Annotated in this window: 19 protein-coding genes; 14 read left to right on the top strand and 5 right to left on the bottom strand. The window is 68.3% G+C overall.

Annotated features, from left to right (window positions below; all coding sequences use genetic code 11):
- Positions 1-3: 3 nt before the first annotated feature.
- The 3 genes from ACQEVC_RS35640 to ACQEVC_RS35630 all read right to left on the bottom strand — a co-directional run bounded on the left by ACQEVC_RS35640 (position 4) and on the right by ACQEVC_RS35630 (position 3,314).
- On the bottom strand, positions 4-1,344 hold the full coding sequence (locus ACQEVC_RS35640; RefSeq protein WP_432886841.1) for an ABC transporter substrate-binding protein: 1,341 nt from the start codon (positions 1,342-1,344) through the stop codon (positions 4-6).
- An 84-nt stretch (positions 1,345-1,428) separates the two neighbouring features.
- On the bottom strand, positions 1,429-2,352 hold the full coding sequence (locus ACQEVC_RS35635) for a carbohydrate ABC transporter permease (protein WP_432886838.1): 924 nt from the start codon (positions 2,350-2,352) through the stop codon (positions 1,429-1,431).
- Between the two features lie 2 nt (positions 2,353-2,354).
- On the bottom strand, positions 2,355-3,314 hold the full coding sequence (locus ACQEVC_RS35630; RefSeq protein ID WP_432886835.1) for a carbohydrate ABC transporter permease: 960 nt from the start codon (positions 3,312-3,314) through the stop codon (positions 2,355-2,357).
- Positions 3,315-3,492: 178 nt separating this feature from the next.
- Between ACQEVC_RS35630 and ACQEVC_RS35625 the strand changes: the two genes are divergently transcribed.
- Positions 3,493-4,584, top strand: a complete 1,092-nt coding sequence (locus ACQEVC_RS35625; protein WP_432886832.1) for a LacI family DNA-binding transcriptional regulator — start codon at positions 3,493-3,495, stop codon at positions 4,582-4,584.
- A gap of 285 nt (positions 4,585-4,869) precedes the next feature.
- On the top strand, positions 4,870-8,034 hold the full coding sequence (locus ACQEVC_RS35620; protein ID WP_432886828.1) for an RICIN domain-containing protein: 3,165 nt from the start codon (positions 4,870-4,872) through the stop codon (positions 8,032-8,034).
- A gap of 212 nt (positions 8,035-8,246) precedes the next feature.
- Here the strand turns inward: ACQEVC_RS35620 and ACQEVC_RS35615 are convergent, their stop codons facing one another.
- On the bottom strand, positions 8,247-8,444 hold the full coding sequence (locus ACQEVC_RS35615) for a hypothetical protein (protein WP_432886826.1): 198 nt from the start codon (positions 8,442-8,444) through the stop codon (positions 8,247-8,249).
- 584 nt (positions 8,445-9,028) lie between these two features.
- Here ACQEVC_RS35615 and ACQEVC_RS35610 point away from each other — a divergent pair.
- The 9 genes from ACQEVC_RS35610 (at position 9,029) to ACQEVC_RS35570 (ending at position 17,969) form a co-directional block, all read left to right on the top strand.
- Positions 9,029-10,057 (top strand): NAD-dependent epimerase/dehydratase family protein, encoded by a 1,029-nt coding sequence (locus tag ACQEVC_RS35610; protein WP_432886823.1) that lies wholly within the window; start codon positions 9,029-9,031, stop codon positions 10,055-10,057.
- Between the two features lie 34 nt (positions 10,058-10,091).
- Positions 10,092-11,051, top strand: coding sequence for a UbiA prenyltransferase family protein (locus tag ACQEVC_RS35605; protein WP_432886820.1), 960 nt, complete (start codon positions 10,092-10,094; stop codon positions 11,049-11,051).
- A 9-nt stretch (positions 11,052-11,060) separates the two neighbouring features.
- Positions 11,061-12,119, top strand: coding sequence for a lysylphosphatidylglycerol synthase transmembrane domain-containing protein (locus tag ACQEVC_RS35600; protein ID WP_432886817.1), 1,059 nt, complete (start codon positions 11,061-11,063; stop codon positions 12,117-12,119).
- Positions 12,120-12,122: 3 nt separating this feature from the next.
- Positions 12,123-12,824 carry a sulfotransferase family protein gene (locus ACQEVC_RS35595; RefSeq protein WP_432886814.1) on the top strand — a complete coding sequence of 234 codons (702 nt, stop codon included), beginning with the start codon at positions 12,123-12,125 and terminating at the stop codon, positions 12,822-12,824.
- On the top strand, positions 12,821-13,885 hold the full coding sequence (locus ACQEVC_RS35590; protein WP_432886811.1) for an endonuclease/exonuclease/phosphatase family protein: 1,065 nt from the start codon (positions 12,821-12,823) through the stop codon (positions 13,883-13,885). The genes ACQEVC_RS35595 and ACQEVC_RS35590 overlap by 4 nt, the downstream gene beginning before the upstream one ends.
- Entirely contained in the window at positions 13,882-15,105 is a 1,224-nt protein-coding gene (locus ACQEVC_RS35585) for a glycosyltransferase family 4 protein (protein WP_432886808.1), read from the top strand. Before ACQEVC_RS35590 ends, ACQEVC_RS35585 begins: the two co-directional genes overlap by 4 nt.
- A 226-nt stretch (positions 15,106-15,331) precedes the next feature.
- A complete protein-coding gene (locus ACQEVC_RS35580) occupies positions 15,332-16,480 on the top strand; it encodes a glycosyltransferase family 4 protein (protein WP_432886806.1) in 1,149 nt (382 codons plus the stop codon).
- A 330-nt stretch (positions 16,481-16,810) separates the two neighbouring features.
- Positions 16,811-16,993 carry a hypothetical protein gene (locus ACQEVC_RS35575; protein WP_432886803.1) on the top strand — a complete coding sequence of 61 codons (183 nt, stop codon included), beginning with the start codon at positions 16,811-16,813 and terminating at the stop codon, positions 16,991-16,993.
- 262 nt (positions 16,994-17,255) lie between these two features.
- Positions 17,256-17,969: a spermidine synthase gene (locus ACQEVC_RS35570; protein WP_432886800.1), complete on the top strand. Its 714-nt coding sequence runs from the start codon at positions 17,256-17,258 to the stop codon at positions 17,967-17,969.
- A gap of 276 nt (positions 17,970-18,245) precedes the next feature.
- On the opposite strand, the gene ACQEVC_RS35565 is transcribed toward ACQEVC_RS35570, so the two are convergent.
- Positions 18,246-18,620: an ABC transporter substrate-binding protein gene (locus ACQEVC_RS35565; protein ID WP_432886797.1), complete on the bottom strand. Its 375-nt coding sequence runs from the start codon at positions 18,618-18,620 to the stop codon at positions 18,246-18,248.
- Positions 18,621-18,835: 215 nt separating this feature from the next.
- Here ACQEVC_RS35565 and ACQEVC_RS35560 point away from each other — a divergent pair, with 215 nt between their 5' ends.
- The 3 genes from ACQEVC_RS35560 (at position 18,836) to ACQEVC_RS35550 (ending at position 21,966) form a co-directional block, all read left to right on the top strand.
- Complete coding sequence (locus tag ACQEVC_RS35560) at positions 18,836-20,323, top strand: PepSY-associated TM helix domain-containing protein (protein ID WP_432886795.1); 1,488 nt, start codon at positions 18,836-18,838, stop codon at positions 20,321-20,323.
- 85 nt (positions 20,324-20,408) lie between these two features.
- Entirely contained in the window at positions 20,409-21,122 is a 714-nt protein-coding gene (locus ACQEVC_RS35555) for a DJ-1/PfpI family protein (RefSeq protein ID WP_432886792.1), read from the top strand.
- Between the two features lie 58 nt (positions 21,123-21,180).
- Complete coding sequence (locus ACQEVC_RS35550) at positions 21,181-21,966, top strand: DJ-1/PfpI family protein (RefSeq protein WP_432886790.1); 786 nt, start codon at positions 21,181-21,183, stop codon at positions 21,964-21,966.
- Positions 21,967-22,353 lie beyond the last annotated feature (387 nt).

The following is a 22,353-nucleotide window of genomic DNA, read 5'->3' as shown; positions in this document are numbered from 1 at the left end:
GCGCTACTGGACGGTGAACCCTTGTTCCCGGCCGTACTTGATGGAGATGTCCTGCCATGCCTTCAGCCCGTCCTGCAGGCTGGTCCCGCCGAGATACGCCTTGCCGGCGGTGTCGCCGAACACGCTGTTGGCGTAGACCTGGAAGGGCAGGTAGGACCAGTTCGAGGCGACCTGTCCGGCGGACTCGGCGAGGACCTGGTTCACCTTCTGACCGCCAAAGTAGGGGAAGTCCTTGTTCAGGAACCCCGGCGAGTTCAGTTGCGCGGTGGTGGCGGGGAAGGCACCGCCGTCGGCCCGGGTCTGGGCGCCCTGGTCAACCGTGGCGTACTTGAGGAAGGCGTACGCGAGAGTCTTGTTGGCGCCCTGCTCCGGGATTGCCAGCGAGCTACCACCGTTCTCGGCGGTGACCTTGCCGCCGGCCTCCCACTGCGGCATGGGTGCCACGCGCCATTTGCCGCTAGCGGCCTTGACGCCGGATTCCAGGTTCGCGGGCATCCAGGCGCCGATCACCAGGGTCGCGATGGTGCCGTCTCCGAGCCCCTTGTACCAGGCATCGCTCCAGCCGGTGACGGGTGAGAGGAGCTTGCCGTCGATGAGCTTCTGCCAGGTCGCGGTGAACTTCTGGGTGCCCTGGTCGGCGAAGTTGATGCCCACCTTGGTGCCGTCCACCGTGTACGGCCTGCCGCCCGCCTGCCAGATCATGCTGGTGGTGAAGCCGGCGTCGCCGTTGTCGCTGGTGATGTAGGCCTTCGGGTCGGCCTTGTGCAGCTTCCCGGCCTCGGCGACGTACTCGTCCCAGGTGGTCGGGACCTTCAGCCCGTGCTTGTCGAACACCTCCTTGTTGTAGAACAACGCCATCGGACCGGAGTCCATCGGCAGACCGTAGACGCCGTCGCCGGGTCGCACGGCGTTCCACGGGCCGGGGGTGAAGGTGCCCTGCAGCTTGTCGGCGCCGTACCCGTGCAAACTGGTCAGCGCCTTGGAGAGGACGAACTGCGGCAGCGCGTAGTACTCGACCTGGGCGACGTCCGGCACACCGGAGCCGGCCTTGATCGCGTTCTGCAGGGCGGTGTACTGGTCGTTGCCGGTACCGGCGTTGACCAGATTGACCTTGACCTTCGGGTACTTGGCCTGGAAGTCGGTGGCGACCTGCTTGAGGGTCGGCTCCCAGGCCCACACGGTGATGCTGCCGCCAGCGTCCAGGGCGGCCTGAATGTCGGCGTCGGAGGCGCCGGCAGACTGTCCGCCGGAATCGCCGTCATCACCGGATCCGCACGCGGTGACCAGCAGCGACGCGGAAAGAACCGCGCTCGCCAACAACGTTCGGCGTCGTATGACCATCATGACGGTTCCCTTCGTGGGTATTTGGGAATGTCTTATCGTCGTGTCGTGTCGTGTCGTGTCGTGTCGTGTCGGGCGCGGTGCAGGTCATCCCTTGACGCTTCCGTTGGCCAGACCGGACTGCCAGTACCGCTGAAGCATCAGGAACGCCGCGATCAGCGGCACGATGGTGAGCAAGGAACCCGTGATCACGAGGTTGAAGACCGTCTCGCCGCCCGCCGTGGCGGCCTGCTTGTTCCAGGAGTTGAGACCGATCGTGAGCGGATACCAGTTCTGATCCTTCAGCATGATCAGGGGCAGGAAGTAGTTGTTCCAGGTGGCGACCACGTTGAACAGCAGGACAGTGACCGTCCCGGGGGCCAGCAGCGGTGCGCTGACCGAGAAGAACGTCCGGAACTCCCCGGCGCCGTCAACGCGCGCTGACTCGATCAGCTCGTTGGGCACGGCGTCGTTGGCGAACGTCCACATCAGGTAGAGACCGAACGGCGAGACCAGCGACGGGATGATGATCGCCCACGGCGTGTTGGTCAGACCCAGACTGGAGAACATCAGGAAGGTCGGCACAGCCAGCGCGGTGCCCGGCACCGCGACCGCGCCGATGACCACCGCGAACACCGCCTTCTTGCCCGGGAATTCGAACTTCGCCAGCCCGTAGCCGGCCAGCGCCGCCAGCAGGGTCGCGCCGCCGGCACCGAGCGCCACGTACAGCAGGGTGTTCAGCAGCCAGCGGGTGAAGATGCCGTTGTCGTAGGTGAACGTGTCGGCGATGTTGCTGAACAAGGCGAAGTCCGCGGCCGGAGCCAGACCGAAGGAGTCGAACAGTCCCTGCTGGGTCTTGGTGGCGTTGATCACCAGCCAGGCCAGCGGTAGCAGCGCATAGATCAGCACGAGGCCGGTGAGGGCGGTCAGCATGACACTCTTGCCCCGCCGTTGGGCTTGCCGGCGAACCGTCAGTGCGCGGTGCGCGGACACGCCCGAGGCGGTCGGTTCGGTCATGGAGGTGGTGGCCATGCTCAGACCGCCTTCCGCATGCCGCGCAGCTGGACCAGGTACGCGACGATCATCGTGATCACGCCCATGACGATCGCGACCGTGGCCGCGTAGTTGAACTGCTGGCCTGCGAACGACAGCGAGTAGGCGTAGAGGTTCGGCGTGAAGTAGGTGGTGATGGAATTCGGCGCCAAGGTCTTGAGGATGCTGGGTTCGTTGAAAAGTTGAAAGCTGCCGATGATCGAGAAGATCGTCGCGATGAGCAGCGGGCCGCGCAGGGCCGGCAGCTTGATCGCCGTGATGATCCGTAACTGGCCCGCTCCGTCGATCTGCGCAGCCTCGTACAGGGACGGGTTCACCACCCGCAGCGCCGAGTAGAGGATCAGCATGTTGTAGCCGACGAACTCCCACGTCACGATGTTGCCGATCGAGGCGAGGATCAGGTCCGGCGAGAGCGGGTCCGGCAGTGACATCCCGAGCGTCTCGTTGAGGTTGCCGACCAGGCCGAACTGACTGCCGTACATGAAGCCCCACATCAGGGTGGCGACCACTGCGGGCACCGCATACGGCAGGAACACCGAAATCCGGAAGAACCCGGACCCGTACAACCGCCCACTGTCGATAGCCAGGGCGATCAACAACGCCAGAAACAGCATTATTGGCACCTGCACCGCCAGGAAGGATGCCACCCGGCCGAACGCCGACCAGAACTGCCCGTCGGTCAGCGCCCTGGTGTAGTTGTCCAGACCGACGAACGTCGTGCCCCCGATCAACTGTGTCCGGAACACGCTCAGGTACAGGGAGTAGGCGATCGGCGCCAGGAACACCAGCGCGAATACCGCCATGAACGGTCCGGTGAACTGCCAACCGACCCAGGACCGCCGGCTGGCGGTTGCCGATTTCTGGTTTCGTGAGCGGCGTGTGCGCCCTGCCGTAGGCATCGGCGCGCTCCTTCCCGTCCGGCACCTGGACGTGATGTTCACGTAAACATCGCAGTCAGAGGTCTACTGTGTGGCGCTGAGCACCACGTGCGGCGGAGATGGTGATGTTTACGCAAACTTGCGTTGCGGTATCGTGGCATCCGTCACCACGACCGTCAAGTAACGGCTCGGATGCGCCGCGTGGGCTTTTGCTGTGGGCACATCGCAGGCGGGAGCGACGATGGATGCAGACACTCGAGGCCATCGACCACAGGTCGTCCCGGCCGGTGGCGCCCAACGCGGCGGCTCCGGGATACCCGGTGGACGCCGCAAGCAGCGGGTCTCCATGGCGGACGTGGCTCGGCTCGCGGGCGTCTCGTCCCAGACCGTGTCCCGGGTCTCCAACGGCGACTCCGCGGTCATCGAGACGACCCGGCAGCAGGTGCTCGACGCGATGCGGCAGCTGGGCTACCGACCCAACAGTGCCGCCCGCGCCCTGCGCTACGGCCGGTTCAACACCATCGGCGTGATCCTGTTCAACCTCTCCTCGACCGGCAACAGCCGCACCGTCGAGGCCATCGCCACCCACGCTGCGACAGAGGGCTACGCGACCACCCTGATCCCCCTGGGCGCGCCGACCCAGGACAACGTGCTCGGTGCCTTCACGAGGATGGGGGAGCTCGCCGTCGACGGTGTCATCGTGATCATCGAGATCCACCTTCTCGACACCAACACCGTGGCCCTCCCACCGGGCGTGCACGCCGTGGTCGTGGACCCGGACGCCGGCGACCGCTACCCCGTCGTCGACACCGATCAGGCCGACGGCGCCTGTCAAGCCGTACGCCACCTGCTCGATCTGGGTCATCGCACCGTCTGGCATGTGGCCGGCCCGGTCGAGTCGTTCGCCAGCGAACGGCGCGCCAAAGCGTGGCGCGAGGTGCTCGAGGCCGAGGGCCGCCCCGTGCCACCGGTCGAGCGCGGCGACTGGTCCGCCGAGTCCGGCTACCGGGCCGGCCTGCGCCTGGTCGAACAGCCCGACTGCACCGCCGTCTTCGCGGCCAATGACCAGATGGCGCTGGGCGTGCTGCGGGCGTTGCACGAGCGGGGCCGTCAGGTGCCGGCACAGGTCAGCGTGGTCGGCTTCGACGACATCCCGGACGCATCCGCGTACCTTCCCCCGCTGACCACCGTGCACCAGGACTTCGCCGAAGTGGGTCGCCGCTGTGTGCAGGCACTGCTGCGGCAAATCCGCAACGAGCCCGCCGACCCAGGCACAGACCTCGTGCCGACCCGGCTCGTGGTCCGCTCCAGCACTGCGGCCCCACAGCGCTGATCGCAGGGAGCGGTGGCGCCTCAGTCCGTTTGCGGATGAGTCGACGGGCCACGCTGTTGCGGCGCGATGACGTGCGCTTTCGGGCACCCTTTGCGTGGTTACGCCAACATGTTAACTTGACGGCATCGATGTTTACGCAACCATCGATGTCGAGCCCGGTAGCCGTGGCCATCAGCCAGGGTCCGGTTGATCAGTCCATCACGTCTAGGGCGGCGTGGCGGCACGCTAGCGGCCGGGTGTGGGATCGGAGGGCGTGCAATGACGGCTCGACGTAGCGTGACTCGGGTGGCCAGCGCGACGGCTGCCGCGACACTCGGCGTGGCGCTGACGGCGAGCGCCGCCGCGCCGCAAGCGGCCGCTGAGCCAGCGTCTGCGACCGCTCCGGACGGGGTGACGATCCGAATCGACCCGTCGTACCAGCAGCAGTCGTTCCAAGGCTGGGGCACCAGCCTGGTCTGGTTCGCGAACGCCACCGGCGGGTACCCGGAAGAGGTCCGCGACAAGCTGGTCGACCTGCTCTTCGGCGAGGACGGCCTGCGGTTGAACATCGCCCGGTACAACATCGGCGGCGGCAACGCGCCCACCGTCCCGGACTACCTGCGCCGTGGCGGCGCGGTGCCTGGGTTCTGGAAGGCGCCGAAGGCGTACGGGCCCGGCGACAAGGAGTGGTGGGATCCGGACAACCCGGACCACTGGGAGTGGGATGCCGACGCCAACCAGCGCTGGTGGATCGACCAGATCAAGGATCGGGTCGACACCTGGGAGGCGTTCAGCAACTCGCCGCCGTGGTTCCAGACCGTCAGCGGGTACGTCTCCGGCGGCTTCGACCCCAACGCCGACCAGATCCGGGCGGACCGGGTGAACGAGTTCGCCGACTACCTCGTGCGGGTCACCGAGCATATCGAGCGGGCACACGGCATCGAGTTCGACACCATCGACCCGCTGAACGAGCCGAACACCCCGTACTGGCGCACCACGCTCGGCCCGGACGGCCGGCCCACGGGCGGGCGGCAGGAGGGTGCTCACGTCGGGCCCACGTTGCAGGCGCAGGTGCTACTGGCGCTGCATCGCCGGCTCGCCACCGCGTCGACCGGCGCGGCGGTGTCGGCGCCGGACGAGACCAACCCCGGCATTTTCCTGCAGGACTGGTACGGCTACCCGGCCGACGCGCAGGCGGCGGTCGCCCAGCTCAACGTGCACACGTACGGCACGGGGCAGCGCACCGCCGCCCGGGACGTGGCCAAGGCCGAAGGGCGTCCGCTGTGGATGAGCGAGGTCGAGGGCAGCTGGGGCAACGACTTCACGAGCATGGACTCGGGCCTGGGTATGGCCCGCCGGATCATCGACGACCTGCGCGAGTTGGAGCCCTCGGCCTGGGTGCTGTGGCAGCCGGTCGAGGACGCCGAAAACATGGTGGCCGAGGGCAACCTGCAGTGGGGGAGCATCCACGTGCCGTTCACCTGCACGGCGGCTGACACCCTGGCTACCTGTCCGATCAGGACGAACACCAAGTTCGACACGATCCGAAACTTCACCCACCACATCCGCCCGGGTGACCGTTTGGTCAAAGTGGATGACCCGGCGAGTATCGCGGCGGTCAAGAGGTCCGGCCGGGACGCGGTCGTGGTGCATGTCAACGCCGACGCCGATTCGCACCCCGTGACGCTGGACCTGTCCCGCTTCGCCCACGTGAGCCCCGGTGCCACCGTCACGCCCGTGGTGACCAGCGCGGAGGGAAAGCTCGTGCGCGGCAACGCGGTACGGGTCAAGGGGCGCTCCGCCACGCTCGCCGTGCCTGGCGAGTCGGTCACGACGTTCCTGGTTAGTGGCGTCTCCGGCGTGGCCGCCGACGCGGACCACATCCGGGCCGACCACCCGTACCGGCTGCAGGGTGTGCAGAGCGGACGGTCGTTGGCGCCCTCCGCGGGCGGTGAGTCGGCGGTGCTGCGCACGACCGACACGGACCGCCCTGACCAGCTCTGGTACGTCTGCGAACTGGGCCGCGGTACCGGCAACCGCGATCGCTACGTCATCGTCAACGCCGGCACGGGCCAGCGGCTCGCCGTGCGCGGCACGGTTACCGTGCTGGAGGACGCCACCACCCGCCCCGACGACGGTGCCCGGTGGATTCTCTCCACGACCGGTGACGGCACGTACACCTTCGTCAACATCGCCGGCCGGCGCGTGCTCGACGTGTCCGGCGGCGCCACCGCCGACGGCAGCCCGGTCTCGCTCTGGCAGCCGACCGGCGCGGATAACCAACGCTGGGCGGCGCTGGACGAGGTGGTCGCCAGCACCGAGACAGCCGAGCTCTACACCGTGCCCCGCCGTACGCCCGTGTTGCCGGAGACCGTGACGGCGGTGCTGCGCGGCGGCGCCCGGCGCGCCCTGCCGGTGACCTGGCAGGACCCGCCGCCGGCAGCGTGGCGCAAGCCCGACGTGGTCACCGTCCGCGGCATAGCGACGGATGTCCTCGGCAACCGGGTCGCGGCGACAGCGAAGGTCGCCGTGGACAGGTTCACCGCGACGGAACCGGGACGGGCCAAGACGTACACCGGCGGGGTTCCCGAACTGCCGGCGACGGTGGTCGGGCTGGGTGCGCACGGTGGCCGGGCATCCCTGCCCGTGACCTGGGATCCGGCGCCACCCGGCGCGTTCGACCGAGCCGGCGTGGCGACGCTGACCGGTGTGGCGCGTGTGGTCGACGGCGCCGTGCTCCCGGCGACCGCCCGGGTGCAGGTCACGGCGCCGGGGCAGACCAATGCCGCGCTCGTGGACGGTGCGTCGGTGACCGCGACCTTCACCGAGGGCGGCTACTCGCCGGCGGGGCTGCGCAACGGCGCGACCGCGGAAAAGGCCTGGTCCAACTGGAAGTCCGGCATCCAGAACCCGTCCGAGACCATCACGATCAAGCTGCCCCGGCCGGTTGACGTGACCCGCGTGGTGACCCACTTCTACCGGGACAGCGCGGATGGTGGCGGCCTGGCCCAGAGCCTGCGCGTACAGGTGCTTGGTGCCGACGGCACGTGCGCTGACGCGAGCGGGGAGGTGGCGGTCGGCACCGACGGCACGCCGGCGGTCGACGTCCCGGTGGCCGCGGGCGTCACGACCGGCGTGTGCGTGGTGCTTACGCCCCGCGCGGGCGGATACCTGACGCTCGGCGAGATCGAGGTCCTCGCCAAGGCGCCGGGCACCTCGTCAGACGCCGTGCTGTCCGCGCTCGCGGTAGACGGCAGACCGCTCGCCGGTTTCGACCCGGCCCGCGCCGACTACCGTGTCACCGCCGCCCACCCCGACCGAGCCGTGGTCACCGCGACCGCCAACGACCCGTACGCCACCGTCCGCATCGGGCGGACCGGATCGGCCCGCCGCCCCACCTGGCTGGTCACCGTGACCAGCGAGGACGGGTCGCAAACTCGCACCTACCGGGTGGAGACCCGAACCCGGTAAGCGGCACCCCCGACCGGTGTGGCTCTGCTCAGCGAACGTGCGCGCGGGGCATACCGGCGTGTCGCAGAAGAACCGTCGCACCGGTAGCCGGATCTCCACCGGCTCGCCGGACGCGGTGTGTGAGCGCCGCGCGGTTCAGGTTGAAAAAGGTTCGGTGGACCAGACACCACAGGGGTCAGGCCTGATCACGAAATTTGGGCCAGATCCCAGATTCAGCGACCGACGACATCCATCGCGAGCTTGTCCAACTCGTCAACGCAGCGCCGCAGGGCGGGTGGCGCCGAGGACTTCGCTCCCGCAGGAAACTCTTGCGGCCAGCGATCCCTGATGATCGCTGACTCGACGGCAATTGTCGCCGTGAGTCGTTCCGGAACCTGATCAACACGGTCGACCGGCACCGGCAGATTCACGTCGTGGTCAGGGATATTTCCGGTTAGAGGCAGAGTCAAAACAACTACTTTCCCGGGTGAAGCCAGATTGAAACAGCCGTGTGGTGTGCTTCAATGTGCTCGGTTCATCGGAGTTGGCGCATGCGACTGTCGCGTACTCCAAAGATCTTAGATATAAGGAGACGGTTTGATGAGATTCGACCAAAACCGATCATCCACGTGAAGATCAGACAACAGTCTGACGCGGCGCAGCTTGCTCGCGATCGCTCCTCTGTTGTCGCCGTTGCGGCGACGGCAGCACGGAAGGTCGTGGGGGCAAGCGTCGACACTGGGAAAATCGAATGCCTGGCCGATCCGGTGAGAAATCGGCCGAGGCGGAAGCTGCGCCCGTGGACACAAGGAAACCAGTGCCACGGGAAGATCATCCCTCGTTCATCGGTCTTAATGTGATGCGAGCTGACGTAGTCGCCGCAATGCGTGGCTATCTCAGGGCACGTGCGTGGCCCACCAGAGACGTCCGGTGGCTTTTCGTGAACCGTACATGCCGTGGGACTGTGCCGCCGCGAGCAAAACAACTCAATTCGGCATAAGAAGGGGGTGATTCGGTGGGCGATCGGATCGTGGTGACAGGCGGATCCGGAATGCTGGGGGACAATCTGGTTCGCCGGTTGGCGCGTGCGGGATATGAGGTTCACAGCGTCGACCTACGCGCGCCTGCGGAGCCGACGAACGGCGTGGAGCACACGACCGGAGACATCGGCGATCAGGTGCTCCTGACCGATCTGTTCTCCGGTGCCACCGCCGTCGTGCACTGTGCCAGCGGATTGCCGAGCTATTCGAAGGGACGGCTCCGGGAAATCAGCGTCGACGGCACCCGCAATGTATTCGGGACCGCCCGGGCCGCCGATGTGCCTCGTGTCATCCATGTCTCCTCGGCCGCGGTCTACGGCCTGCCGTTAGAGGTGCCGACTTCGGAGACCCATCCGCGCCGGCCGGTGGACGCCTACAGCCGGGCCAAGGCGGAGGCGGAGGAGATCGCGGAGGAATTTCGGGACACTGGAATGTGCGTGTCGATTGTTCGCCCGAAGACCTTTCTCGGCCCCGGTCGCATGGGCCTGTTCGCGATGCTTTTCGAATGGGCCGCGGACGGCCGCAACTTTCCCGTTCTCGGGCGCGGCGACATTCTGAGTCAGATGCTCGCCGTGGAGGACCTCGTCGAGTTCATCATGCTGCTGCTGTCGGCACCCGACGAGGCCGCCAGCGATACCTACAATCTAGGTGCCGCCGAGTTCGGGACGCTGCGCGCCGCATTTCAGTCGGTACTCGATGCCGCGGGGCACGGTAAGCGTGTTGTATCGCTGCCGGTACGGCCTGCCCTGCCGCTTCTGCGGCTGCTGGAGCGTAGCCACCTCTCGCCGGTCTATCGCCGGCTGGCACACAAACTGCTGATTGACTCGTACGTGTCCATCGACAAGGCACGTGAACGACTCGGATTCTCGCCACGGTTCTCCAATGAGGACGCGATTCTGCGCTCTTATGACTGGTGGTGCCAACAGCGCCCGGCGGGTGTAGGCCGAACCAGCCGGGACGCCTGGCGCCAGGGAGCCCTGTCGTTGGCGAGAGTCTTCTTCTAAGGCAGGCGGGGGCCGCGTGGACAGCGTCAATGTTGTGTGGGAACAACCCACCAAACGGGAGCAACCCGTCAAGCGGGAGCGGGCCGGTGTAGGGCGGCAGGTCATGGACCTCTTCCGGCTGGCCCGGCCGGCGCACTGGACCAAGAACGTGCTGGTGGTGCCAATTGCGCTGGTGGACCTGGAGGCGTGGTCGTGGTCCGCTCTCGAGCGCGTGGCCTGGTCCATCGTGGCGTTCATCCTCGCCGCCGCCGTCGTCTACCTCGTCAACGACCTGGTCGACCGGCGCCTCGACCGACTGCACTCGGGAAAGAGCCGCCGCCCGATCGCGGCTGGCCGGCTCTCCGTCACCGCGCTCGTCCTGTACGGCGCAGTGCTGACCGGCGGTCTGGGCCTGCTGTTCGCGTTCGCGCCGCACGGCAGCTCCTGGCCGATACTCGGATATCTGGGTCTGAACCTCGCCTACACCGCCGGCCTCAAACATGTGCCGTTGATCGAAATGGGCGCGATCTCCGGTGGGTTCGTGTTGCGGGTCGTTCAGGGATACCTGGCCACCGACGTCGCGGCATCCAGTTGGCTGCTCATTGCTGTCTTCTCCGGATCGCTCCTGCTGATCCTCGGAAAACGCCGGTACGAACTGATGGAGGTCGGAGTTGAGCACCGCCCCTCGCTCCGTGGCTACTCGGTGGAATTCCTGAACCATCTGCTGCTGGTCGCCAGCGTGCTCTGTCTCGCCGCCACGTTGACGTACCTGGCCACCGAGGCGCCGACCGCACCGTACAGACAGGAGGTGCTGCTGATCTCCTTGCCTTTCGTGCTGTACACGCTCTTCCGGTACCTCCAAGTGGTTCTGGTGCTGAAGGAAGGCGGTGACCCGGTCGGGTTGCTCCTGCGGGACCGTGCCCTCATCGTGTCCATCGGGAGCTGGGTCTGCGCGATCGGCGCACTCGTACTCGTGACCAAGGTCCCCTCCATCAACGCAATCCGTCTACCGTGAGGAGCCGACGTGGCCGCCCCGATGGAGGATTACTCTTCGGTGATTGCCGATCGGTGCCCGGTGGCCGGGGACGCTGGTGCGGTAGTGACGAATTCACCGAACGGCCGTCGGTGTCTGCTCAAGGTCCTCCGAACCATCATCTATTCGATCGTCGTCGTATTTCTGTTCTGGCAGATCTGGCGTGTACGAAATGGGCTCGGCGAGAGTCTGAGTTCTGTGGGCTGGAGCGCCGTCGGTCTCGCGGTCGGATTCACCGTGGTGGGAACGGCTCCGGGATTCTTCGGGTGGCGACTGCTGGTAGCCGGCACCGGTGTACGACTCACGATTTCGGATGCGGCCTGGGTGTTCTTCCTGTCAGGAGTGACGGTCTATCTTCCCGGCGGGATCTGGCCCCCGATCGTGCAGGCCGCGCTCGCGAGGAGGGTCGGAGCGCCAGCGTCCCGGCTCATGGCGGCTGGTCTGATCACGCTCGTTATGACCATGCTCAGCGGGGGCATCGTCGGCTTGGTGGCGGTTCCGCACCTGGCGGCGGGCAATCCAATGTGGTGGCTGTCGGTGCCGCTCGTGCTCTCCGCCGCCGGTGCGGTCATCCTGGTGCCACGCCTGCTCACCAGGCTGCTCGGCCTCGGGCAACGCATCTTGCGACGTGGTGAACACGAGATCGTGCTGCCCACCGGTAGGACCACTATGGGGGTGGTCGCACTCAACGTCCTCGGGTGGTGCTGCAACGGCACGCACGCGGTGATCCTCGCGGTCGCCCTCGGCGCACCTCCCGCATCCGCGATGACGCTTGGCATAGGCGGTTTCGTCCTCAGCGCGATCGCCGGAGCGCTGTCGCAGGCACCTGCCGGCCTCGGCGTGCGTGAGGTCGTGCTCGGCCTCACGCTCGGCGTCCTGGTCAGTGGCCCGGACCTCATCGTACTGCTGCTGCTGAGCCGGTTCGTCACCACCTTGGGGCATGTGATCGCGACCCTCGGAGTGCTGGGAGTGCTGGCCGGGACTCGCTTCGTGACAGCCAGACGAGGGGCAGCTCAAACGTCACCTGCCCGATCGCTTACCAGGGAGTAGGCAATGATGCACGTCATAGGTACCGGGTACGGCCGGACGGGGACGACATCCCTCACTACCGCGCTGGTGCAACTCGGCTTCGGGCCGTGTCTTGAGGCCGGGGAGGTATTCAGGAATCCCCGGCTGATCCGGCCATTACTCGGGGCCGTTGAAGGCAAACCGACGAACTGGGAGGAGATATTCGCTTGCTATAAGTCAATGGTGTGCGAGCCGGTCACGCCCTGCTGGCGGCGACTTGTCGAGTACTGCCCGGAGGTGAAAGTCGTCCACACGGTACGCGACCCGGAGCAATGGATAAGCAGTATCCAAAGGACACTGCTCAAGCGGCGACGGCACATAAACACGTGGTACGGCAGGGGTGCCATACGAGTGTCGTCGACGCTCGGTACGGACCTTGCCCCACTGATTGAGCTGTTTCAGCGTACGCTCGAAGGCCAGGCCCTGAAATTGGTGGCCGAAGGGAAACCAGAACGCGCCGTCGAGCAATTTCAGGCACACACGGATCAGGTCATCGAGACCGTCCCCGCTGATCGTCTGCTCATTTATGATATCCGTGATGAATGGGGACCACTGTGCGAGTTTCTCGGTGTTCCGGTGCCGGCGGAGCCGTTTCCCCTGAAGAGCACCACAGTGGAGATCGCCAGTGGCCGTGGCCGTGGCTTCGGAAGAGAGGCACTGTCGCGGTTCCTGACCCGGACACGGTGAAGGGCCTCTGGGGCAGGGGAACACGGCTCCTCGTCACGGCCACGGCGGCATGGACCACGTTCCTCCTCTTGCATGTTCTGCTCGTCGGCCGCTGGTGGCCGTGGTTCATCTTCGAGGCCACGCCACCGCTTGCCGTGGTGACGGTGCCACTGTTCTTTCTCTCGCTTGTGCCGTTCGCGCGGCAGATGCGCTGTCGGCTTTCGGTGGTCCTGGTTCTGGTGCTGCTTTCCGGGACTCAGTTGGCAGGCTATGGCCCGGCGTGTGCGGACACGGCTACCGGCGGCCCCGGAGGTAGCACGGTCAAGGTCTTCGCCTGGAACACGGACTACTGGGAGATGGTGAACGACGAGGACGCCTTCTACGCCTTCCTGCGCCAGCAGGACGCCGATATCTATCTCTTGCAGGAATACGTTTATCGGCGGGGGGAGCCGCTCCGTATCGACGAGTCGGCCCGGCTCCGCACGGAGTTCCCTGGCTACCAGATGTCGGTCGAGGGCGAGTTGGTCACGCTGTCCCGATTGCCCATCGTCGCGGCGTACCACCATCCAGTTCCCGGTACGGGCATGGAATGGTTCAGAAAGGGGACCAAGGCGCAACGTACCGACATCCGGGTCGGGGGGCGCGTAGTCTCCTTCTACAACGTGCACCTACCGGTGCCCTTCCGGATCAGCGGAAACCCCTTGAGTGGCGGTTTCTATCGGGCACTCAAGGAGCAGGGCGTCTGGCGGCTCCGCGAACTACGCAAGCTGCGCGCCGATCTGGCTGGAAACCCCCACGCGGCCGTGTTGGCCGGTGATTTCAACTCGCCCTGGATGGAGCTGTCCCCGCCCGGAGCCGATATCCGGGTGCATGTCCCCACGGGGTCTCTCGCGCCGCCTGGCACGTGGCCCGCCGCCGACTATCCACTGCCTCGGCTGTGGCGGCTCGACTGGCTGTTCACGACCGGAGACCTGACCGCGCTCGACTATCGGCTCGGCAGCGGCGGCGAGGCCTTCTCCGACCATGCGGCCCAGGTGTTCCGGGTGGTCGTTCCGGATGATCAGAAAGGCAGGGTGACTTGAGGATCGTCATCGTCTCCACCGGCGCGCCGCCCGATCCGTTTGGCGGGATCGGTACCTACATAGAGGGGTTGCTCGGTGCCCTGGCCTCCCAGGATGCCGAGGTCCATCTGGTGGGCGCGTCCCGGCACCACCGCCTGAAGCGCGTGTTCCAGTACCACGAGGCGACCGTCCGCCGGGTGTTGGTCACGCCGCCATGGGCACGAACCGCACTGCCGCGGTCCCGAATCGGGATGATGGCCGCGGTCGCCCGGCTGAACATCGTCGGGGCTTGGTACGCCCGCCGGCTGCACGCCCGGGAGAAGGTCGACCTGGTCGCGGTGCACGACTGGATGTGTGCGCCAGCCGGTCTGGTCTGTGCCGTCCTGTTTCGGATGCCGGTCTGCTATCACGTGCACTCAGCCGAGATCTTTTTCCGGGATCGGGGCCGGGGCCCGGTCGCCGCGCTCGGACGGACCCTGAACCGGGCGCTGAGTCGTCGAGCTCGGTTGATCATGGTTCCGTCGACGCACACCGTGGCTGGCATTCCCCACCTGGCCGGCCGTGACGACATCGCCGTGGTTTCACACGGCCCTGGGAAGGCATGGCGGATGGAATGCCCGGACGACATCGAACGCGGCGCCGTACGGGACAAGGTCCGGGCGCTGTACGGGATCCCGGACGGACGACGGATGATCATGTTCGCCGGCCGGTACGGGGCACACAAGGGAGTGAACGAGCTGATCGAGGCGGTCCGTCGGACGCTCGCCGATGGCGCCGACGTCACCTTGATCCTGGCCGGCACCGGCTGGCCCGACGACACCTCCATCGACCAGCGGCTGCGCGAGCGGGTCGAGGACGCGGGGCTGGCCGGGCGCGTGCACGTACTCGGGCGGTACCTGGACACCGAGGAACTCCGTGCCCACGTGGTGGCGGCCGACGCGTGCGTCTTCCCGTCGACGTACGAGCCGTTCGGGTTCGCCGCCGTGGAGGCAATGGCGCTGCGGGCCCGCGCGGTGGTCGGCCCCGGGTTCGACCCGGACGTGGTCGGTAGCGCGGAGGGGGCGTGCGTGCGGACCGGGACACTCGATCCAGACGAACTGGCGGCCGCGCTGCTCCGGGTGCTGAGCGACGACGACCCGGGGCTGGGTGACCGTGCCCGCCGGTACATCCTCGGCCGCCATTCCTGGGATACGGCGGCCGCCCGCACTCTGCAGGCGTACGCGGAGGTGGTCCGGCGGTGAGCCCTGAAGAATCGCGCGAACCACATCTTGGGCTCGGGGCCACCTGGCTGAGAGGGGGAGGGGAGAAGCCCTTCGCCGACACCGTCGCCACACCGCGCGTCGATCGCGGCCAGTTGACCATCCGCCTTCGGGCGGTTCCCTCTGTGTCCCAGGGCGGCTTTTCGGACCTCAGCGGGAAGCTCGTCGTCGTGTCGATTTCAAACTGTCGGGAAAGGACGCCCTGTCGATGAACAACCCAGACCAACGGTACGATCTCACCGTCGCGCTGACCTACTACCTGCCGTACATGAGCGGCCTGACCCACACGGCCAGTACCGTCGCCGAGGGGATGGCGGCGCGTGGCTGGCGGGTGGCGGTGGTGGCCAGCCAGCACGACCGGTCCACCCCGCGCCGGGAGACCATCAATGGGGTGGATGTCTACCGGTCACCGGTGCTCGGCCGGATCTCCCGGACGCAGATCAGCCCGGCGTACCCGTTCGAGGTAGCCCGGATCGTCCGCCGCTCCGCCCTGCTCCACCTAAACCTGCCGATGGCCGAGGCCGCGCTGGTGGCCAGACTTGCCGGGCCCACCCCGATTGTGAGCATGGTGCACATCGACCTGTACCTGCCTCCTGGCGGGCTGAGCCGGATCGCGGTCGCCGTGTCTGACGCGACGTCCCGGGCCGCGATCCGCCGTTCCGCGGCGGTGGTCGCCTACAGCGAGGACCAGGCCCATGCGTCGAAGTTCTGGCCGCTGATGAAGGGGCGGGAGTTCCGCTCTATTGCCGCACCATGTCTCGACCGCCGTGGCGGCCAGCCGCGTTACCGCCGCACCGGCGGGCTGCACGTCGGCTTCCTCGGCCGCATCGTCGAGGACAAAGGGATCCCCTACCTCGTCCGGGCCTTCCGCCGGATCGCCGACCCCGACGCCCGGCTGCTGATCGGCGGCAACTACGAGACCGTGATGGGCGGCAACAACCTCGCGGACATCAGGGCGGAGATCGGCGCGGACAACCGCGTCGAGGTGCTCGGCGAGCTACGAGGCCAGGAGATCGATGACTTCTACGCCTCGATCGACGTGTTCGCACTGCCGTCCAACGCGGAGTCGTTCGGCATCGTGCAGGCCGAGGCGATGATGTGCGGCGTACCGTCGGTGACCACCGACCTGCCCGGCGGGCGGTATCCCGTCCAGGCGACGCAGTTCGGCTCAATAGTCCCGCTCCGCGACCCGGACGCGCTGTACCGGGCGATCCTGGAGCAGGGGGCCACCCCGGCGGACCGGCGGGAGGCCAAGGCCCGCGAGGCGCGGGAACTCTTCGCGGCCGAGCGAAGCCTGGACGAGCACGAGAAGCTGTTCACAATGGTGCGGGATCGAGCCGCCCGCCCAGTACGGTGACGGATCCACCTGCCTGCCCTGCCGTCCGGGTTCCCGGTCAACGGGGACGGTGTGGCCGTCTGGCGCTGAACTGGGGGTCACCCGGGATTCAACCTGAACCGCACGGCGCGCACGCACCGCGTCCGACCCTACGGTCCGAGGGACCGCAAGGGGAGGTTGAAAAAGGTTCAATGATGACGCCGTGGCGACCGACGTCGCCGCCGTCCAGGCCGTCGCGGTGGCAATCGCGACGCGGGGCTGCGTCGGCGTCCGCTCCGGCCGGATGATCTCGGCGTCATCCTCGCCAGCCATGCCCGGCGTCCGGAGACGGTCCACGCGCTGCAGAGCGTCGTGTCTCTGGCGGGGCAGCGGCTCGACCCTGACCGGCTGGCGCAGCGGTTCGATCGTCACCACCCGGCGGTCCGCCCGCTCGCCGTGGCACTGGCGATCTTCCTCACCCATCCGGACGAGCCGGCCGCAGCCGTGGCGGCGGGTTTGCTCGCGCACGGCCGGGAGGGATCACCGCCACCATGACGGCGGCGATGTGTGGCGCCCGCCTCGGTGTCCGCGCCACACCCGTCGGCTGGGGGGCCCGGCTACAGTCGTCGCTGCTGGTCTGGACGGCCGCCCAAGAACTGGCCCGGTCCGCCCCCACCCGCAGTGCACGGCGAGGGTGAGCAAGGGCATCGGCGTACTGCGCCGGTCACTGAAGACGCAACATGATCTGCATCCGCATTCCGGCGAGCGCAGGGCAGGCAGCCGGCGAGCGCAGGGCAGGCAGAAAGGAAGACCGCCGATGAGTCGCCGCTTCGAGGAAATCGACTGGCGCGAAACACCGATCGGCGCCATCAGCCTGCGGCGACGGCTGGACCCGGCCCTCGACGTCGACGTCTACGAGGTGAAGCTCGACGACGAGTACCTGATGTCGAGCCTGTTCACGGTGGCCGAGGTCGAACTCGCCCGGCTCGCCCTGGCCGAGCTGCACGAGGCTGACCTCGACGTTGTCGTCGGCGGTCTCGGTCTCGGGTACACCGCCGGCGCCGTCTTGGACGACCCGCGGGTACGGACACTGACCGTGGTCGAGGCGCTCGGCGAGGTGATCTCCTGGCATCGGCAGGGTGTGTTGCCCCTGGCCGCACGGCTCACCGAGGATCCGCGCTGTCGTCTGGTGCGGGGTGACTTCTTCGCCCTGGTGAACGACCCGGCCGGTCTCGATCCCCAGACGCCCGGTCGACGTTTCCATGCCATCCTGGTCGACATCGATCACACACCGCGACACGTCCTGAACCCGAGCCACGAAGTGTTCTACACCCCCGCCGGGCTGCGTCGCCTAGCCGCCCACCTCCGGCCAGGCGGCGTGTTCGCGCTCTGGTCGGACGACCCGCCCGATGATGATTTCACCGCCACGCTCGCCGAGGTGTTCCCCACCGCGCGGGCACACGTCGTCAGGTTCGCCAACCATCTGACGGGTGGCGAGGCCGCCAACACCGTCTACGTCGCGGGTCGGTAGCCCTGGCCGGGCGGCCCGACGCAGCCCGCAGCCCTTCCTGAACCCGCCTGCGGACTGGGACGGACTCCACCGCGGCTGTCTTCCACCCGCAGCCTCCTGCTGCGTGAGCCCGACAGGCTCCCGCGGACTTTCCCGGCCGCGGCTGATCTGACGCCGGACTTCTTCGCCGGGTTTCCCGGCGTCGAGGACGGGGCGGGCGGTGGCTTCGGCCACCGCCCGCTGCGACTCGGGCAGGATGCGCCAGCGAAACTTGTGGTTCCTCCGGCGGTAGCCTGGTCACGCCTTGTCAGTACCGGCACACCCGGCGGGAACACCCGCCGGGCCGGCTCGGCGTAGTCCAGGAACAGCATCGCGGCGGTGCCGATCGCCTTGCCGACGGCCTGACGTAGGGGCCTTGTCACCGGCCGGGCCGTCGGGATTGAACCCGAGCATGATCGAGACGTCCGGGGCGCCGGTGAGCAGCTCGACGTCGTCGCGGCCGTCCAGGGACTTCGCTTCGACCGGCGTGATCGGGGCCAGGTAGGGGCCGCCGATCAGGTCGATCTCACCGTTGTTGAGCGCATCGACGCGCGCCTGCGAATCCGGAATGACCTTGAATTCGAGACGCTCCAGACGCGGCTTGTCGCCTACCCACCGGTCGAAGTTCCACACCGGAGCCGGAGCTACCGGCGCCGTCCGGCTGCCGAATGACCGCTTCACAAACCTGGCGATCCGCGAGTTCTGGCTCCAGACGCCTTGCTCAGTTGGTGGCCGCTAAGAACCAGCCTGGCGGCTCGAAACATCGGCGGAACTAACCCCCTACGGGTGACGACTACTGCAAGGACGTCGGCGCTCCCGTGCCGGCTGTGGATCTGATCGGAGTAGTCATGTCCGTCACCTCTGCCGCGGCCACCGGCTCGGCCGGTCCCGCGCCGACAGTCGATGCGGCCTCCGCCGCGCCGGCTGCGTCCGGCCGCCGGGCGCACGGGTTGGGTCCGTTGTTGCTGCGGCTGCACTTCTACGCCGGGGTGCTGGTCGCACCGTTCCTGATGGTGGCAGCGTTGACCGGGTTGGCGTACACGATCAGTCCGCAGTTGGACGGGGTGGTGTACAGCACGGAGCTGCGGGCCGAGGCGGACGGCCGGTCGGCGCGGCCGGTGTCGGAGCAGGTGGCCGCCGCCGTCGCGGCTCATCCGGAGGGGACGCTGTCGGCTGTCACGCCGGGTGAGCAGGGCAGGACCACCAAGGTCGTGTTCAACGTGCCGGAGCTGGGGGAGAAGCAGCACACCGTGTACGTCGACCCGTACACCGGGCAGGTGAAGGGCCAGTTGACGACCTGGTTCGGGTCCACGCCGCTGACGACCTGGCTGGACGACCTGCACCGTAACCTGCACCTGGGCGTGGTGGGGCGGCACTACTCGGAGCTGGCGGCGAGCTGGCTGTGGATCATCGCGCTGGGCGGTATCGCGCTGTGGTGGCGCCGGCAGCGGGGCACCCGGGGCAGGGCGCGCCGGCTGCTGCTGCCGGACCTGGCCGCAGGCAAGGGGGTACGGCGGACCCGGGGCTGGCACGCCAGCACGGGCATCTGGCTGCTGGTCGGGCTGCTGATCCTCTCCGCGACCGGGCTGACCTGGTCGCGGTACGCGGGTGCACACTTCGGCTTGGCCCTGGACGCGCTCGATGCCGGTCAACCGGCGTTGTCCACGTCCCTGACCGGTGCGGCCGCTCCGGACAGCGGCGGCGGGCACCACGGCGGTGGCCCGGCCGGCGCGCCTGCGATGGATCCGTCCGCGATCGACCAGGTGCTGCGGGTCGCCCGGACCGACGGGCTCGATGGGCCGGTCGAGATCGGTGTGCCGGCGGACGCGTCGTCGGCGTGGACGGTGACCCAGGTCGACGACGTCTGGCCGGTCCGCAAGGACGGGGTAGCGGTCGATCCGGCCGCCGGCACCGTGGTCTCGCGCAACGACTTCGCCGACTGGCCGTTGCTGGCGAAGCTGAGCAGCCTGGGCATCATGGCGCACATGGGTGTGCTGTTCGGCCCGGTCAACCAGATCCTGCTGGCCGCGCTCGCCGTCGGCCTGCTCTGCGTGATCTTCTGGGGTTACCGGATGTGGTGGCAGCGCCGGCCCACCCGGGCCGACCGCCGGGCGATCGTCGGCGCGCCGCCGGTGGCCCGGGGAGCATGGTGGGGGCTGCCCACCTGGGCGATCGTCGTCGGGCTGCCGACGGTCTTCCTGCTCGGCTGGGCGCTGCCGATGTTCGGCGCGTCCCTGGCCGGCTTCCTCGTCGTCGATCTGATCGTCGCGGCGGTACGCCGACGCCGGCGGCGCGACACCGCGATGCCGACCTCACCGGCGCCGGCCGGAAGCTGACCGGTCCGGAACTTTTTCCGTATTGCTGGACGACTACCTCCGCGAGTCGATGTGACATGGCCACCACCACGATGAGGAGTAGCTGATGGATCGCCGGGATGTTCTTCGAGCCACGGTCGCCGCCGGAGCGGTCGCGGGCGGTGCGGTACTGACGCCGGGAAGCGCCTCGGCGGCGCCGGCTTTCACCCCCACCCGACCGCTGCGGGTGCAGATCGTCACGTTCGGCGGTGTCGAGGAGCTGGACTTCGTCGCCCCGATCGAGGTGTTCGGCATGGCGAAGGGGTTGGGTGGGGCGATCACCACCAGCATGGTGACTGTGGACGGCGACAGTCCGGTCGCCGCCTTCCATGGCAGCCAGGTCGGGCCGGTGGGGCGGTGGGCGCCGCGCGAGGCGGACGTGTTGCTCGTTCCCGGCGGTGGTTACCGGCGGGCCGACACGCCGGGGGTGTTGTACGAGATCCAGCGGGGTGTGGTGCCGGCCGCGATCGCCGCCGCCCGGCGACGCGGGCTGACCATCGCCGGGGTCTGCACCGGCACCATGCTGCTCTCCGCGGCCGGCCTGACCGCGGGCCGGCCGTGCATCACCCACCACAGGGCGGTCGAGGACCTGCGCGCCCAGGGCGGGGTCGTCACCGAGGCCCGGGTCGTCGACGACGGCGATCTCGTCACCGCCGGTGGCATCACCTCCGGCCTCGACCTGGCGCTGTGGCTCGTCGAGCGGTTCCTCGGCGCCGACCTCGCCGTGCAGGTCGAGCAGGTAATGGAGTACGAGCGGCGCGGCACCGTCTGGCGCCGTTGACATCCGCCCACCGGTGGCAGGACCGAGCCGCTGCGGCGGACCAGGGAAGGAGTTTTCGATGACGCGGTGGGACGAGGGCCGACGGGCGGTACTGCGGGCCGCCGTGGCGGGTGGCCTCGGCGTGGGATTGGGATCCGCCGCGCTGGCCGCACCCGGTCGTGCCGGGGAGCCTGCCGGCGACGCTGGTCCCGGACGGCGGGTGCGGATCGCGATCCTGCTCTACGACGGGTTCACCGCGCTGGACGCCGTCGGCCCGTACGAGGTGCTGTGCCGGGTGCCGAACGTGTCGGTGGTGACCGTCGCCAAACGGCCCGGTCCGGTACGCACCGACACCAGGGTGTTGGCGCTGACCGCCGACCGGTCGCTGCGACAGGTGCCGGCGGCGGACGTGCTGGTGGTCCCCGGGGCCGGTGACCGTGGCGTCCTCGGCGCGATGGGCGACGCCGAGACGCTTGCGTGGATCCGCCGGATCCACCGGGGCACGAGCTGGACGACCTCCGTGTGCACGGGCTCGCTGCTGCTCGGTGCTGCGGGCCTGTTGCGGGGCGTGCGCGCCACCACGTACTGGGCGTCGCGTGGTTATCTGGAGTCGCAGTTCGGGGCTGTCGTCGTGCCGGAGCGGGTGGCCGAGGCCGGCAAGATCATTACGGCCGCCGGTGTCTCCGCCGGGATCGACATGGCTCTGCGCCTCGCCGCCCGGCTGGCCGGTGAGCGGGTTGCCCAGGCGCTGCAACTCGCCGTCGAGTACGACCCGCAGCCGCCCTACGACACCGGCAGTCCGGAGCGGGCCGGACCGGAACTCCAGCAGTTGGCGCTGAAGCTGCTCGCCGACGCGGCCCGGTAGCCCGTCAGCGGCTGGTGCATATTCCCTGCCCGCCGAGGGCGAATCCCGATCACGCGGTGGACGAGGGACGACTCATCACGCACCGCCGACACCGAGGCGCTGAAGACCGCCGAGGCGGTGGCCCGGCTCGCCGGCCAGAACCCACGACGTCTCCGGTCCGCCCGGCTGCCGCTGCCGCGTGTCCGGTCCCACTGGCGGGGGTGCGAACGGACTGTGGACTGTTCGTCCTGAACTCGGTGATGTCCACTACGCCGGAGGTCTGACGGCAGGCAGGTCCGGGCGAGCGGTGCGACCGCGGTCACCGGCTCCGGCGGTCCGGGAACCCACGGACGGTTCGGGACGACTAGACACGGGACGCCCGCCCCGGGCGTCCGTCCGGACCGGAGG

The organism is Plantactinospora sp. CA-294935 (genome assembly GCF_050936445.1).
Lineage (GTDB): Bacteria > Actinomycetota > Actinomycetes > Mycobacteriales > Micromonosporaceae > Plantactinospora.
Note: the sequence above shows the minus strand (reverse complement) of the source record. Positions and strands in the feature narration are given on the sequence as shown.

What these genes read in the sequence shown, in the direction of transcription:
- ACQEVC_RS35640 (WP_432886841.1), bottom strand. Translation starts at nt 1,344, where the DNA reads ATGATGGTCATACGACGCCGAACGTTGTTGGCGAGCGCGGTTCTTTCC.
- ACQEVC_RS35635 (WP_432886838.1), bottom strand. Translation starts at nt 2,352, where the DNA reads ATGGCCACCACCTCCATGACCGAACCGACCGCCTCGGGCGTGTCCGCG.
- ACQEVC_RS35625 (WP_432886832.1), top strand. Translation starts at nt 3,493, where the DNA reads ATGGATGCAGACACTCGAGGCCATCGACCACAGGTCGTCCCGGCCGGT.
- ACQEVC_RS35595 (WP_432886814.1), top strand. Translation starts at nt 12,123, where the DNA reads ATGATGCACGTCATAGGTACCGGGTACGGCCGGACGGGGACGACATCC.
- ACQEVC_RS35580 (WP_432886806.1), top strand. Translation starts at nt 15,332, where the DNA reads ATGAACAACCCAGACCAACGGTACGATCTCACCGTCGCGCTGACCTAC.
- ACQEVC_RS35570 (WP_432886800.1), top strand. Translation starts at nt 17,256, where the DNA reads ATGAGTCGCCGCTTCGAGGAAATCGACTGGCGCGAAACACCGATCGGC.
- ACQEVC_RS35560 (WP_432886795.1), top strand. Translation starts at nt 18,836, where the DNA reads ATGTCCGTCACCTCTGCCGCGGCCACCGGCTCGGCCGGTCCCGCGCCG.
- ACQEVC_RS35555 (WP_432886792.1), top strand. Translation starts at nt 20,409, where the DNA reads ATGGATCGCCGGGATGTTCTTCGAGCCACGGTCGCCGCCGGAGCGGTC.
- ACQEVC_RS35550 (WP_432886790.1), top strand. Translation starts at nt 21,181, where the DNA reads ATGACGCGGTGGGACGAGGGCCGACGGGCGGTACTGCGGGCCGCCGTG.